11 protein-coding genes are annotated in these 13570 nt (G+C 66.8%); 2 read left to right on the top strand and 9 right to left on the bottom strand.

The features are described 5' to 3' along the window. Positions 1–21 precede the first annotated feature (21 nt). Positions 22–846, top strand: coding sequence for an outer membrane protein assembly factor BamD (locus DFS13_RS09620; protein WP_006484415.1), 825 nt, complete (start codon positions 22–24; stop codon positions 844–846). Positions 847–967: 121 nt separating this feature from the next. On the opposite strand, the gene DFS13_RS09625 is transcribed toward DFS13_RS09620, so the two are convergent. The 3 genes from DFS13_RS09625 to DFS13_RS09635 all read right to left on the bottom strand — a co-directional run bounded on the left by DFS13_RS09625 (position 968) and on the right by DFS13_RS09635 (position 4317). After that, positions 968–3217: an ATP-dependent DNA helicase gene (locus DFS13_RS09625; protein WP_060211291.1), complete on the bottom strand. Its 2250-nt coding sequence runs from the start codon at positions 3215–3217 to the stop codon at positions 968–970. A gap of 55 nt (positions 3218–3272) precedes the next feature. Further along, positions 3273–3488 (bottom strand): YdcH family protein, encoded by a 216-nt coding sequence (locus DFS13_RS09630; protein ID WP_006478692.1) that lies wholly within the window; start codon positions 3486–3488, stop codon positions 3273–3275. Between the two features lie 76 nt (positions 3489–3564). Then, positions 3565–4317 carry a hypothetical protein gene (locus DFS13_RS09635; RefSeq protein ID WP_006485898.1) on the bottom strand — a complete coding sequence of 251 codons (753 nt, stop codon included), beginning with the start codon at positions 4315–4317 and terminating at the stop codon, positions 3565–3567. A 164-nt stretch (positions 4318–4481) separates the two neighbouring features. Between DFS13_RS09635 and DFS13_RS09640 the strand changes: the two genes are divergently transcribed. After that, positions 4482–6806 carry a Tex family protein gene (locus tag DFS13_RS09640; protein WP_006496418.1) on the top strand — a complete coding sequence of 775 codons (2325 nt, stop codon included), beginning with the start codon at positions 4482–4484 and terminating at the stop codon, positions 6804–6806. Between the two features lie 110 nt (positions 6807–6916). Here DFS13_RS09640 and DFS13_RS09645 read toward each other — a convergent pair whose 3' ends face one another. The 6 genes from DFS13_RS09645 to hflC form a co-directional block, all read right to left on the bottom strand. Then, positions 6917–8833, bottom strand: coding sequence for a potassium transporter Kup (locus DFS13_RS09645; protein WP_006485906.1), 1917 nt, complete (start codon positions 8831–8833; stop codon positions 6917–6919). A 274-nt stretch (positions 8834–9107) separates the two neighbouring features. Then, a complete protein-coding gene (locus DFS13_RS09655) occupies positions 9108–9704 on the bottom strand; it encodes a phosphoribosyltransferase (protein WP_006485899.1) in 597 nt (198 codons plus the stop codon). Between the two features lie 7 nt (positions 9705–9711). Continuing rightward, positions 9712–11058 (bottom strand): adenylosuccinate synthase, encoded by a 1347-nt coding sequence (locus tag DFS13_RS09660; protein ID WP_006496417.1) that lies wholly within the window; start codon positions 11056–11058, stop codon positions 9712–9714. Between the two features lie 113 nt (positions 11059–11171). Beyond that, positions 11172–12320: an ATP phosphoribosyltransferase regulatory subunit gene (locus DFS13_RS09665; protein WP_006496416.1), complete on the bottom strand. Its 1149-nt coding sequence runs from the start codon at positions 12318–12320 to the stop codon at positions 11172–11174. A 113-nt stretch (positions 12321–12433) separates the two neighbouring features. Beyond that, complete coding sequence (locus DFS13_RS09670) at positions 12434–12625, bottom strand: DUF2065 domain-containing protein (protein WP_006478685.1); 192 nt, start codon at positions 12623–12625, stop codon at positions 12434–12436. Positions 12626–12661: 36 nt separating this feature from the next. Continuing rightward, positions 12662–13561, bottom strand: a complete 900-nt coding sequence (gene hflC / locus DFS13_RS09675) for a protease modulator HflC (RefSeq protein WP_111441680.1) — start codon at positions 13559–13561, stop codon at positions 12662–12664. Between the last annotated feature and the right edge of the window lie 9 nt (positions 13562–13570).

Below are 13570 nucleotides of genomic sequence, written 5' to 3' on the forward strand. Positions count from 1 at the left end.
TTGAAGCTAGGACATGCGAGCATGATGAATTCGACCAAACGCACGGCCAGAACCGTCGCCGCCCGGGCTGCGGCGGTAGCGGCCGCGGCCCTCATCGCCGGCTGCCACGGCTTGCCGCAGAAGCAGGACGAGACGGCTACCTGGTCGAACAACAAATTATACTCAGAGGCCCAGGACGCACTGTCCGGCGGCGACTGGGGCAAGTGCGCGAAATATTTCGAATCGCTGCAAGGCCGCGATCCGTTCGGCCATTTCGCACAGCAGGCGCAGATCAACGTCGCGTACTGCAACTGGAAGGACAACGAACCGGCAGCCGCCGACCAGGCCGTCGACCGCTTCATCCAGCTCCACCCGGATCATCCGGATATCCCGTACGCGTACTACCTGAAGGGGATGATCCACTTCAACGACGATCTCGGCCTGTTCGGGCGCTTCTCCGGCCAGGACATGAGCGAACGCGATCCGCAGGCGCTGCGCGAATCGTACGATGCGTTCAAGGTCGTCGTCGATCGCTTCCCGAAGAGCAAGTACGCGCCCGACGCGGCCGCACGGATGCGCTACATCGTCAACGCGCTCGCGTCGCACGAAGTGCACGCGGCCGACTACTACTACCGTCGTGGCGCGTATGTCGCGGCCATCAACCGCGCCCAGCTCGCGATCAAGGACTACAAGGGCGCGCCGGCGATCGAGGATGCGCTGCACATCATGATCCTGTCGTACGGCAAGCTGAACCAGCCGGAACTCGCCGAGGACACCAAGCGCGTGCTCGCGGGCACGTTCCCCGACAGCCCGTATGTGACGGGCCATTCGCGCCCCGGTGCGAAGAAGTCGTGGTGGCAGTTCTGAAGCACGGCGCGATGTAACATCCGTTGTGCACACAAAAAACCCGGCCATCGAGCCGGGTTTTTTATTGGCGCCGCATGCAAGCGGCACCGGGACAATCAAGCGACAAGCGCCGCGCGCGCGATCAAGCGCGCTTGTCCGAGCGGTGCTCGTCGAAGAAATCCTGCACGACCGCAATCTCTCGCGTGCGCTTGAACGGCGGCAGGCTTTGCCAGATCCGGCGCCCGTACGGCTTGTCGACGAGTCGCGTGTCGCAGATCATCAGCACACCGCGATCCGTCTCCGCACGAATCAGCCGGCCCGCACCCTGCTTCAGCGTGATCACGGCCTGCGGCAACTGATGCACCGCGAACGGGCTCAGCCCCTTCTTCGTCAACGCATCGAGCCGCGCGGCCAGCACCGGATCGTCCGGCGGCGCGAACGGCAGCTTGTCGATCACGACCAGCGACAACGCATCGCCGCGCACGTCGACGCCCTCCCAGAAACTCTGGCTACCGACCAGGATCGCATTGCCGTACGCGCGGAAGCGGTCGAGCAGCTCGGTACGGCTTGCGTCGCCCTGCACGAGCAGCGGCGTGTTCCAGCCGCGCGCCTCGATCACGTCGCGCAGCTTCGAGGCGATCCGGTCGACCGCGCGCAGCGTCGTGCACAGCATGAACACGCCACCGCCGGACGCCTCGATCGCCGGCAACGCGGCATCGAAGACGGCATCGGTAAACGCCGGCGAAGAGGGCTGCGGCAGGTTGCGCGGCACGTACAGCAACCCCTGCGACTGGTAATCGAACGGGCTGGCGAGCGTCATCGAACGACGCGAGCTGAGGCCCATCTGCGCCGCGTAGTGCGTGAAATCGCCGCGCACCGACAACGTGGCCGACGTGAACACCCACGCACGCGGCACACCCGCACGCTGCTTCGCGAAAATCGGCGCGACCGACAGCGGCGTTTCGTGCAGTTGCACGGTATGCGCGAACACCTCGACCCAGCGCACCTTCTCGTTCGGATCGCCGTCAGTGGCCGCGTTGTCGCCAGCCACGGCCGCATCGGCCCGCGCGGCCGCTTCCGCCGCGCCGGGCGCGACCCAGCCGGCCAGCAGGTCCTGCAGCTCGCGGGCGCGCCGCAGACACGCGCCGAGCGATTCCGCACGCTCGGCCTGGCTCGCGAGTGCCGACGCGAGCGCATCGAGCGCAGCGTCGAGCGCATCGAGCGCACCGAACATCGGGTGATCGTCGCCGAGCTGCGCGAGCGACATGCGCACGATCTGGTCGTTCGCGAACGCGAGACGCAAGTCGCGCGCCGCGCGCTCGAGATCGCCGCCGAGCTTCACCCACTCGACCGCGTCGCGTGCATGGCTCAGGCCTTCGGCCACCGTGTCGCGCGCGAGCTCGAGGATCTGCGTCGTCGACAGCGTCTCGCCGAAGAACAGCGTCGCCGTCTCCGGCAGCTGATGCGCTTCGTCGAAGATGATCGTGTTCGCGTTCGGCAGCAGCTCGGCCATCCCCGTGTCGCGCAGCATGATGTCCGCGAAGAACAGGTGATGGTTGACGACGACGATGTCGGCCTGCTGGGCCTCGCGCCGCGCCTGCATCACGAAGCATTCCTTGTAGTGCGGGCATTCCTGGCCGAGGCAGTTGTCGCGCGTCGACGTGACCATCGACCACACGGGCGCGTTTTCCGGCACGCTTGCGAGTTCGGCCTTGTCGCCGCTCTTCGTGATCTTCGCGAAGCGGACGATTTCCTGCAGATAGGCCGTGTCCTGCCGCGACGGCAGCCGGCCGTTGTCGGCCGTGCGTTGCAGGTAGTAGTGGCACAGATAGTTGGCGCGGCCCTTGAGCATCGCGACCGACACCGGCACCGCGAGCGCGTTGCGCACGGTCGGGATGTCGCGCTGGAACAGCTGGTCCTGCAGGTGCTTCGTGCCGGTCGACACGATCACCTTGCCGCCCCACAGCATCGCGGGCACCAGATACGCGTAGGTCTTGCCGGTACCCGTGCCGGCTTCGACGATCAGCGTGTTGTCGCCCGCGTCGTTGTCCGGTTCGGCTGCCGCGGCATCGTCCGCCGCCGGCCCGGCCGTTTTGTCGCCGTCGCCGAGACGGCGTGCCGGCCGCTTGCGGGTTTCGAAGATCTCGGGTTCGGGCATCCGGCGCGCGGACGCTTCCATCGCGGACGCGACCGCGCGCGCCATCTCGATCTGCGACGTACGCGGCCGATAGCCGTCGAGCGCGCGCGCCAGCAACCCGCCTTCGCCGAAGATCGTGTCGAGCTCGTCGACACGCTTGCGGCTCAGCTCGAAAGTGCCTTCGGGCGCACGAACGCGCCCGGCGGACGTCGTGTCACGCCGGGCATCGGGGGTGGCTTCAAGCGGTGAATTCAAGGCAAGCGTTCCTGTGTCCAGCGCCCGGGCGGCGCCGGCGCTTGCCAGGCCGCGCTCAGGCGCGCTTATCCGGTTCGAGCTGCGATTGCAGCAAAATGATTTTGTCCTTGGCCGCCAGCTTTTCCTTCTTCAGCCGGTGCAGCGTGATGTCGTCGATGTCGGAGTGTCCTTCCTTCAGCTCGATCTCCCGAGCGAGCTGCTGGTGCTGCTCCTGCAATGCAGCCAAACGGTTGTGCAATTCCTGCTGCTGTTCCGTGTGACGGTTTTGCATAGTTGCCTCCTCATCGAAGCAGCGCGACGGCCGGCGTGCCGACGCGCCCGAGACTGATCCCGATCAATTCAACACGTTACTGCCCCTGCTGCTGTTGCTGCTTGGCCTTCTCGGCCGCTTCCTGCTGACGCCGCTCGACATCGGCCTTGTGCTGCGCGGCTTCCTTCTGCTTCTGCTCGTAGCGCGTGGCGTTGTCCGCCCGTTCCTGCGCCTTCTGCGCCGCCTGCTGGTGCGCCTGGTCGAGCTTGCGCTGGAAATCCGCCTGCTTCTGGTCGTATGCCTGCTTGCTCGCCGCGCGTTGCGGTCCTTCCGCGCCGCGCTGCGCCTGTTTCAGTGCATTCTGCTCCTGCTTGTCGCGGAATGCAGCCGCGTTCGCCGCTTCGTTCGCCGCCCGCTGCGGCGCTTCCGCCGCGTTCCGGGCCTGCTTCAGCGCCTGCTGCTGGTCGCGCTGCTGCGCGCGCACCGCACGCTGCTCGTCGTTGAGCGCGAGCTGCTCCTGGCGAATGCTCGCCCGTTCCTCGCGCATCTGGTCGCGCGCCTTGCCGAGACAGTGATTGACGAAGAACTTGCTGTAACAATCGTGCTCCGCCACCGCATAACGATAATCGTTTTCCGCGGAGCGTTGATTGAGCACTTTTTGACGGGCGTCGAAATCCGGGACGGCGGAGGCGGCAACGGGCGCGGACGCGACGGCGTCCGGCGCGCTGGCGTCAGCGGCCTGCGCGAATGCGCCGGAAGGCCCGGCAGACAAAGCCGCGGCGAGCGCTGCGCCGAGCGCGACGAGAGAAATGCGGGAAGTTGGCAACGTCGTAGGAAAGCTGCGGGACATGTGTCAAATTCTATCACCCCCGGCTGGACGCTCCGCCATTTATGGCAAAATGCCCCGCTTCATTCATCCGCGGCCTCTGGCCCGTCGGGCCCGCCGGGCAGCCCGCCGCTCCGGGCCTGCCGGCCCGCGCCGCGATTTCAGCAGGCAGACAGACCATCCACGACATGACGGAAACCGTAGCACTCAAGATCGTACAGCGCATCGCCACCGAACTGTCCGTCCAGCCGCGCCAGGTCGCGGCGGCCGTGCAACTCCTCGACGAAGGCTCGACCGTTCCGTTCATTGCCCGGTACCGCAAGGAAGTGACCGGCAACCTGGACGACACGCAGCTGCGCCAGCTCGAGGAACGCCTCCTGTACCTGCGCGAGCTCGAGGATCGCCGCGCCGCGATCCTGTCGAGCATCGACGAACAAGGCAAGCTGACCGACGAGCTGCGTGCCGCGATCGACGCGGCCGACAGCAAGCAGGTGCTCGAAGACCTTTATCTGCCGTACAAGCCGAAGCGCCGCACGCGTGCGCAGATCGCCCGCGAAGCCGGCCTCGAACCGCTCGCGCAGGCGCTGCTCGCGAACCCGCTGCTCGACCCGCAGGCCGAGGCGGCCGCGTACGTCGACGCCGACAAGGGCGTCGCCGACGTGAAGGCCGCGCTCGACGGCGCGCGCGACATTCTGTCCGAACAGTTCGGCGAGACGGCGGAGCTGCTCGGCAAGCTGCGCGACTACCTGCACAACCAGGGCGTCGTGTCGTCGGCCGTCGTCGAGGGCAAGGAAAACGAGGAAGGCGAGAAATTCCGCGACTATTACGACTACGCGGAAACCATCAAGACCGTGCCGTCGCACCGCGCGCTCGCGCTGTTCCGCGGCCGCAACGCCGGCGTGCTGACGATCAAGCTCGGTCTGGGCGAAGAGCTCGACGCGCAAGTGCCGCATCCCGGCGAGGCGATGATCGCGCGCCATTTCGGCATCGCGAACCAGAATCGCCCGGCCGACAAATGGCTGTCCGACGTCTGCCGCTGGTGCTGGCGCGTGAAGGTGCAGCCGCATATCGAGAACGAACTGCTCACGCAGTTGCGCGAAACGGCCGAAACCGAAGCGATCCGCGTGTTCGCGCGCAACCTGAACGACCTGCTGCTGGCCGCGCCGGCCGGCCCGAAGGCCGTGATCGGCCTCGATCCGGGCCTGCGCACCGGCGTGAAGGTCGCGGTCGTCGACCGCACCGGCAAGGTGCTCGCGACCGACACGATCTACCCGCACGAACCGCGCCGCGACTGGGACGGTTCGATCGCGAAACTCGCGCGCATCGCCGCGCAGACGCAGGCCGAACTGATCAGCATCGGCAACGGCACCGCGTCGCGTGAAACCGACAAGCTCGCGAGCGAACTGATCGCGAAACATCCGGAGCTGCGCCTGCAGAAGATCGTCGTGTCGGAAGCCGGCGCGTCGGTCTACTCGGCGTCCGAGCTCGCCGCGAAGGAATTCCCGGAACTCGACGTATCGCTGCGCGGCGCCGTGTCGATCGCCCGCCGCCTGCAGGACCCGCTTGCCGAACTCGTGAAGATCGAGCCGAAGGCGATCGGCGTCGGTCAGTACCAGCACGACGTGAACCAGCGCGAACTCGCCCGCTCGCTCGACGCGGTCGTCGAGGATTGCGTGAATGCGGTCGGCGTCGACGCGAACACCGCGTCGGCCCCGCTGCTCGCCCGTGTGTCGGGCCTGAACGCGACGCTCGCGCGCAACATCGTCGACTATCGCGATGCGAACGGCCCGTTCCCGTCGCGCGAGCACCTGCGCAAGGTGCCGCGCCTCGGCGACAAGACCTTCGAGCAGGCCGCCGGCTTCCTGCGCATCAACGGCGGCGAGAACCCGCTCGACCGCTCGTCGGTGCACCCGGAAGCGTATCCGGTCGTCGAACGGATACTCGCGAAGATCAACAAGCGCATCGACGACGTGCTCGGCAACCGCGAAGCGCTGTCCGGCCTGTCGCCGACGGAATTTGTTGACGAACGTTTCGGCCTGCCGACCGTGCGCGACATCCTGGCCGAACTGGAAAAGCCGGGTCGCGATCCGCGTCCGGAATTCAAGACGGCCACGTTCCGCGAAGGCGTCGAGAAGGTCTCGGATCTCGTACCGGGCATGACGCTGGAAGGCGTCGTGACGAACGTCGCCGCGTTCGGCGCGTTCGTGGATATCGGCGTGCACCAGGACGGCCTCGTCCACGTGTCCGCGATGTCGACGAAATTCATCAAGGACCCGCACGAGGTCGTGAAGGCCGGCCAGGTCGTCAAGGTGAAGGTGCTCGACGTCGACGTGAAGCGCCAGCGCATTGCGCTGACGATGCGCCTCGACGACGACGCGGCAGCGCCCGGCATGTCGTCGCGCGGCGGCCAGGATCGCGGCAACGCAGGGCGCGGCGCCGCCCGCCCGCAGCGTTCGCGCGAGCCGGAGCCGGCCGGCGCGATGGCCGCGGCGTTCGCGAAGCTCAAGCGCTGAACAAGCGAATAGACCCGCCGTCGCCGTACGAAAAAGCCCGCCGAAAGGCGGGCTTTTTCATTGTCCGGGTACCTGTGACGCGCGGCCGGACGGCCCGCGCGCCGGGCCCGTCAGATCTCGATCTTCGTCCCGAGCTCGACGACGCGGTTCGCCGGAATCGCGAAGAAATCGGTCGGCTTCGCGGCGTTCTGGTGCATCCATGCGAACACCCGCTCGCGCCAGATCGACATCCCCGGCAGATGCGTCGGCACGACCGTTTCGCGCGCGAGGAAGAACGACGTGTCCATCAGCTCGAACGTCATGTCGTGCGTGCGGCCGAATTCCTCGAGCACGGCCTTCACGTCCGGCGTCTCGTTGAAACCGTACTCGGCCTTGACGATGTACAGCCCGCCGCCCGCATCGCGCGCGCTCTGGCGCTTGTCGTCGCGCACGTACGGAATGTCGCGCGTGACGAACGTCAGGAAAATGGTCCGTTCGTGCAGCACCTTGTTGTGCTTCAGGTTGTGCAGCAGGCTGACGGGCACGAGCTTGTCGTTGCCGGTCAGGTAGATCGCGGTGCCCGACACGCGATGCGGCGGATGCGCGAGCAGGCCCTGCAGGAACGGCTCCAGCGGAATACCGTCGGCCGCCGTGCGCTCCTTGACGATATGACGCCCCTTGTACCAGGTCATCAGCAGGAAGAACAGCAACGCGCCGATACCGAGCGGCAGCCAGCCGCCCTGCGCGACCTTCAGCAGGTTCGCGCCGAAAAAGCCGAGGTCGATCGCGAGGAACACCGCGATGATCGCGCCGACCAGCAGCCGGTTCCAGTTCCACACCTTCACCATCACGACACACGCGAGCACGGTCGTGATCACCATCGTCGCCGTCACCGCGATGCCGTACGCGGCCGCGAGATTGTCCGAGCTCTTGAAGCCGACGACGATACAGAGGATCACGGCCAGCAGCAGCCAGTTCACGACCGGCACGTAGATCTGGCCGATCGCGAGCTCGGACGTATGCAGCACCTTCATGCGCGGCACGTAGCCGAGCTGGATCGCCTGCGAAGTCAGCGAATAAGCGCCCGAGATCACGGCCTGGGACGCGATCACGGTCGCGACCGTCGACAGCACGACGAGCGGCAGCAGCCCCCATTCGGGCGCCAGCAGGAAGAACGGGTTTTCGATCGCTTTCGGGTTCTGGATCAGCAGCGCGCCCTGCCCGAAGTAGTTCAGCACGAGCGACGGCATCACGAGCCCGTACGCGGCGTACCGGATCGGCTTGGCACCGAAGTGGCCCATGTCCGCGTAGAGCGCTTCCGCGCCGGTCAGCACCAGCACGACCGAGCCGAGCACGACGTAGGCCTGCAGCAGGTGGTCGGCCATGAACGATGCCGCGTAATACGGATTGATTGCCGCGATGATGCCCGGCACGCGAACGATGTGGTACACGCCGAGCGCCGCGATCACGACGAACCACAGCACCATGATCGGGCCGAACAGCTTGCCGACCAGCGCGGTACCGTGCCGCTGGATCCAGAACAGCGCGATCAGGATCACGATCGTGATCGGCAACACGAGATGGGACAGGTGCGGCGTCGCGATCTCGAGACCTTCGACGGCCGACATCACGGAAATCGCCGGCGTGATCACCGCGTCCCCGTAGAACATGCAGGCGCCGAATATCCCGAGCGCCATCAGCGCGCCCGCGACCCGGGTCTTGGAGTCGAGCGGGCGCAGCGACAGCGCCATCAGCGCGAGCACGCCGCCCTCGCCGTTGTTGTCCGCCCGCATCACGAACAGCAGGTACTTGACGCCGACCACCAGGATGATCGCCCAGAACAGCAGCGAGATCACGCCGAGAATCGAGCCTTCGGTCAGCGGAATGCCGTGCGCGGGGCTGAACGCCTCCTTGAGCGAATACAGCGGGCTGGTGCCGATGTCGCCGAACACGACGCCGATGGCTGCTATCGCTAGCGCCCGCATCGAGTGTTGTTGCGTCGAATGCGGCGCGTGTGCGGCGTCGGTCGCGTGAGTCGTGTCGTTCATATGAAGCGTAATAATCGGGTCCGGGTCGGACAAAACGAGCGCTATTCTACTCGCGCCCCCGTGAAACGCCGTCCTGCCGTGTTGCCGTGGAACCACGTGATCCACGCCGCGCATGCAATCCGGCGCGACCTGTGGCAGGGCTGCCATCATAGCCGGGGCCGCGCCGCCTGCCTATCGGGTCCGCCGCACACGCCGCCCGGCGCCACCCGCGCGCCAATGAAAAACGGCGCCGCAAGCGGCGCCGTACAAGGCTTTCCTTCGATCGGCCGGACGCTTACGCGCCCGAACCGTCGCGCTGTGCGCGACCGCGCTTGATCCACGCCTCGAGGTTGTGCGGACGAACCGTGTCCCACTCCTCGAACGGCTGATGAATCCACGGATTCGTCGGCAGGAACTGCGTGTGATAGTCGGGCTTGACCTTCGAGCACCCCTTGTACCAGAGCACGGCCGAACGCACGGCCGTCACGGACGGATAGCGTTCCTTCAGGTGCTCCTGCACGCGTGCGAGCGTGACGCCGGAATCGACGAGATCGTCGACCAGCAGGACGTTGCCCGCCAGGTTGCCGCGCGTCATCGTGATGTACTGCGCGATGTCGAGCTCGCCCTGCTCGGTGCCGGCTGCTTCCCGGTACGAGCTCGTCGCGAGGATCGCGAGCGGCACGTCGTAGATGCGCGACAGCTGGTCGCCGACGCGCAGGCCGCCGCGCGCGAGGCACAGGATCTGGTCGAACTTCCAGCCCGAGGCGTGCACCTGGAGCGCGAGCAGCTCGATCAGCCGGTGATACTCGTCCCAGCCTACCCACAGGTTCTTGTCGTCGTTGCGCGGATCGGTCATCAAGTCTGCCGCCGTCATCGTGATTTGCTGCGTCATCTGGGAATTACACCTTGAACGGATGGCGGAGCAGGATCGTTTCGTCGCGGTCCGGGCCCGTCGACACCATGTCGACCGGCACGCCAGCCACTTCCTGGACACGGGACAGGTATGCCTGTGCATTCACCGGCAGCGCGTCCCACGTCTTGATGCCGACCGTGCTTTCCTTCCAGCCGGAGAACGTTTCGTACACGGGCTCGCAACGCGCGACGTCGACCGCGCCACGCGGCAGGATGTCCACGTCCTTGCCGTCGACCTTGTAGCCGACGCACAGCTTGACTTCGTCGAGGCCGTCGAGCACGTCGAGCTTCGTCATGCACAGGCCCGACACGCCGTTGATCTGGATCGAACGGCGCAGCGCAGCGGCGTCGAGCCAGCCGGTGCGGCGCGGACGGCCGGTGACCGAACCGAATTCCTTGCCGACGTTCGCAAGCGTGACGCCGACCTGGTCCTGGCGCTGCGGGTTGTCCGCATCGTACAGCTCGCTCGGGAACGGGCCCGAGCCGACGCGCGTGCAATACGCCTTCGTGATGCCGAGGATGTAGTTGAGCTTCTGCGGACCGACGCCCGCACCCGCCGACGCCGCACCCGCGACGCAGTTGCTCGACGTGACGAACGGATAGGTGCCGTGGTCGATGTCGAGCAGCGTGCCTTGCGCGCCTTCGAACAGCAGGTTCTGGCCCGCGTTGTTCGCGTCGTACAGGCGGCGCGACACGTCGGCCACCATCGGCTTCAGGCGGTCGGCATAGCCGAGCATCGTGTCGAGCGTGGCCTGGAAGTCGACGGCCGCACCGCCCAGATACTGGGTCAGCACGAAGTTGTGGTAATCGAGATTTTCGCGCAGGCGATCGGCGAAGGTCTTCGCGTCGAACAGGTCCTGCACGCGCAGCGCGCGGCGGCCGACCTTGTCTTCGTACGCGGGGCCGATGCCGCGGCCCGTCGTGCCGATCTTGCCCGCGCCCTTGCGCGCTTCGCGCGCCTGGTCGATCGCGATGTGGTACGGCAGGATCAGCGTCGTGGCTTCGGAGATGAACAGACGGTCGCGTACGTTCACGCCGGCCTCTTCGAGCTCGCCGATTTCCTTGAACAGTGCTTCGGGGGACAGAACGACGCCGTTGCCGATGTAGCAGGCGACGCCTTCACGCATGATGCCCGACGGAATGAGGCGCAAGATCGTTTTCTTGCCGCCGATGATGAGGGTGTGGCCGGCGTTGTGACCGCCCTGGAAACGCACGACGCCTTGAGCGTGGTCCGTCAGCCAGTCGACGATCTTGCCCTTGCCTTCATCACCCCATTGCGTTCCCACGACGACGACATTGCGCCCGGGAGTCACGTTCACTGCGCTGGCAGACATGTTGATTCGTTAGCTGGTTAAAAACGTATTCTACCTATGTTCGCGGGCGATTCCGAATTTTTCCGTTTCGCTTCAACGATATGCACGCCGAAGCGCAGCCCGCGAACGCCTGTTTATCGGGGTTCGACCACCCATGCGCCGTTGCGCTCGACGAGCGAACGATCGCAGGCGAATTCGTCGAGCACGTGGTCGTGGCCCGGCAGCGCCTGGATCACGACCTCGCCCGCATCGCGCAGCGCCGCGACCGCCGCGCCGAGCGCGTCGTCCTGCGCCCACGGCGCGAGAATCGCGGTGCCGCGCGCCTCGACCGGCGAAATCCGCGCGAGCTCGCGCAGGTCGAGCGAAAAGCCGGTTGCCGGGCGGGCCCGGCCATAGGCCTGCCCCACGTGGTCGTAACGACCGCCGCGCGCGATCGCGTTCGGCACGCCGTCGATGTACGCGCTGAACATCGCGCCGCTGTGATACGCGTAACCGCGCAAATCGGCGAGATCGATCGCGACTTCGACGCCCTTCGCCTGCGACGCAAGCTGCGCGAGATCGTCGAGCGCCCGCGTGATTTCGGGCAGCACCGGCAGGCGCGTGCGCGCCTCGGCGAGCACGCTCGCGTCGCCGTAAAGGTTCGGCAGCGCACGCAGCGCGGCGCGCGTATCGGCGCCGAGATCGTCGGTCAGCTCGTTCAGCAGCGGCACGTCCTTGCCCGACAGCGCGTCGTACAGCGACTCGCCGCGCTCCGCGGCCTGCGCGTCGCGCGCCAGCAGCGCCGCGAGCACGCCCGCGTGACCGAGGTCGAGGCGGATCCGCGACAGGCCCGCGAGATGCAGCGCGTCGAGCATCAGCTGCTGGATCTCGAGATCGGCTTCCAGCCCGGCGTGGCCGTAGATTTCCGCGCCGATCTGGATCTGTTCGCGCGTCGCGTGCAGCCCGCGCGGACGCGTATGCATCACGTGGCCCGCATAGCAGAGGCGCGTCACGCCCTGACGGTTCAACAGGTGCGCGTCGATCCGCGCGACCTGCGGCGTGATGTCCGCGCGCAGGCCGAGCGTCCGGCCCGACAACTGGTCGACCAGCTTGAAGGTGCGCAGGCGCAGATCGGCGCCCCCGCTCGTCAGCAGCGACTCGAGATACTCGAGCAGCGGCGGCATCACCATTTCGTAGCCGTACGAACGGAAGCGGTCGAGCAGCCTGCGGCGCAGCTCCTCGATCTTGCGCGCTTCCGACGGCAGCACGTCGGCGATATTCTCGGGAAGTAACCAGGTCGACATCGGTACGGTCCTACGACGGGAAACGGCGCGCGACACGCGCGCCGCGAGTTGAATCGGAACTTCGAAATCGGGCGGAACGAACGGCGGATGCGCCGTCCGGATCGGGGCTCCGGTCAGGTCGCGAGCAGCAGCAGCACGAGCCCGAGCACCATCACGATCAGCCCGCCGATCCGGATATGATGCGGCGGCCGCTCGGCTATTCTACGAAACGTGTCGCGCCAGGCGACGGGAAACACGAAGGGGAACGCCCCCTCGATGATCAGCATCAGCGCTACTGCGAGCAACAACGAGCCAGCCAGGTCCATGCGAGCGACGGCGCCGCTCGACGCGGCGCCCCAAGGTCAATGTTTGCGGGGAGCAGGCGCCGCCGGTGCGGCGCCGCCCGTCGGGCTGCGCATGAAGCGGAAGAACTCGCTGTCGGGATCGACGACGATGATGTCGTTGCGCTTGAACGTATTCCGGTAGGCCTGCAGGCTCGCGTAGAACTGATAGAACTGCGGATCGCGGCCGAACGCATCGGCGGCGATCGTCGCGGCCTTCGCATCGCCCTCGCCCTTGATCGTCTGCGCGGACTTGTACGCGTTCGCGAGCACGGCCTGCTGCTCGCGTTCGGCGTCGGCCTTGATCTGCTCGACGTCGGCCGCGCCTTGCGCGCGCACTTGCGCCGCCTGATCGCGCAACGCACCGATCATCCGTTGATAGACGGCATCCGTCTGCGCGGCCGGCAGGTCGACGCGCGTCAGCTGGACGTCGACCACGTCGACGCCGAAACCGGTCGCACTCGCCTTCGCCGCATCGCGCGCCGCATCGGCGATCGCGCGTTGACCGCCGAGGGCATCGTCGAGCGCGCGCTTGCCGAATGCGTCGCCGAGCGCGCTCTTCAGCGCGCCGGACAGCCGTTCGGCCGCCGCCGCCGGGTCGCCGCCCGTCGCCGTGAAATATTTCATCGGATCACTGATCCGGTACTTCACCGCATACGCGACGAGCAGGTCGTGCTTGTCTTCGGTTGCCAGTTGCAGCGGATCGGACGACTCGAGCGACTGCAGGCGCGTGTCGATCAGCGTGGCCGTCTGCAGCGGCGGCGGCAGCTTGAAGTGGACGCCGGGGCCCGCAAGCTCGGGCTGCGTGCCGTCGCGGCCCGACAACACGGCCGCATGGCGCGGATCGACGGTGAGGACCGTCGATGATGCCGCGAAGGCGACGATCACGATTGCGACGACGAGCGCAATGATTCGGTTCATGTTCTGCGC

Source organism: Burkholderia sp. 28_3 (assembly GCF_003253915.1).
GTDB lineage: Bacteria > Pseudomonadota > Gammaproteobacteria > Burkholderiales > Burkholderiaceae > Burkholderia > Burkholderia cenocepacia.

Coding starts and splice junctions, on each gene's coding strand:
- DFS13_RS09620 (WP_006484415.1), top strand. CDS start 22: ATGATGAATTCGACCAAACGCACGGCCAGAACCGTCGCCGCCCGGGCT.
- DFS13_RS09630 (WP_006478692.1), bottom strand. CDS start 3,488: ATGCAAAACCGTCACACGGAACAGCAGCAGGAATTGCACAACCGTTTG.
- DFS13_RS09635 (WP_006485898.1), bottom strand. CDS start 4,317: ATGTCCCGCAGCTTTCCTACGACGTTGCCAACTTCCCGCATTTCTCTC.
- DFS13_RS09640 (WP_006496418.1), top strand. CDS start 4,482: ATGACGGAAACCGTAGCACTCAAGATCGTACAGCGCATCGCCACCGAA.
- DFS13_RS09645 (WP_006485906.1), bottom strand. CDS start 8,833: ATGAACGACACGACTCACGCGACCGACGCCGCACACGCGCCGCATTCG.
- DFS13_RS09655 (WP_006485899.1), bottom strand. CDS start 9,704: ATGACGCAGCAAATCACGATGACGGCGGCAGACTTGATGACCGATCCG.
- DFS13_RS09660 (WP_006496417.1), bottom strand. CDS start 11,058: ATGTCTGCCAGCGCAGTGAACGTGACTCCCGGGCGCAATGTCGTCGTC.
- DFS13_RS09665 (WP_006496416.1), bottom strand. CDS start 12,320: ATGTCGACCTGGTTACTTCCCGAGAATATCGCCGACGTGCTGCCGTCG.
- DFS13_RS09670 (WP_006478685.1), bottom strand. CDS start 12,625: ATGGACCTGGCTGGCTCGTTGTTGCTCGCAGTAGCGCTGATGCTGATC.
- hflC (WP_111441680.1), bottom strand. CDS start 13,561: ATGAACCGAATCATTGCGCTCGTCGTCGCAATCGTGATCGTCGCCTTC.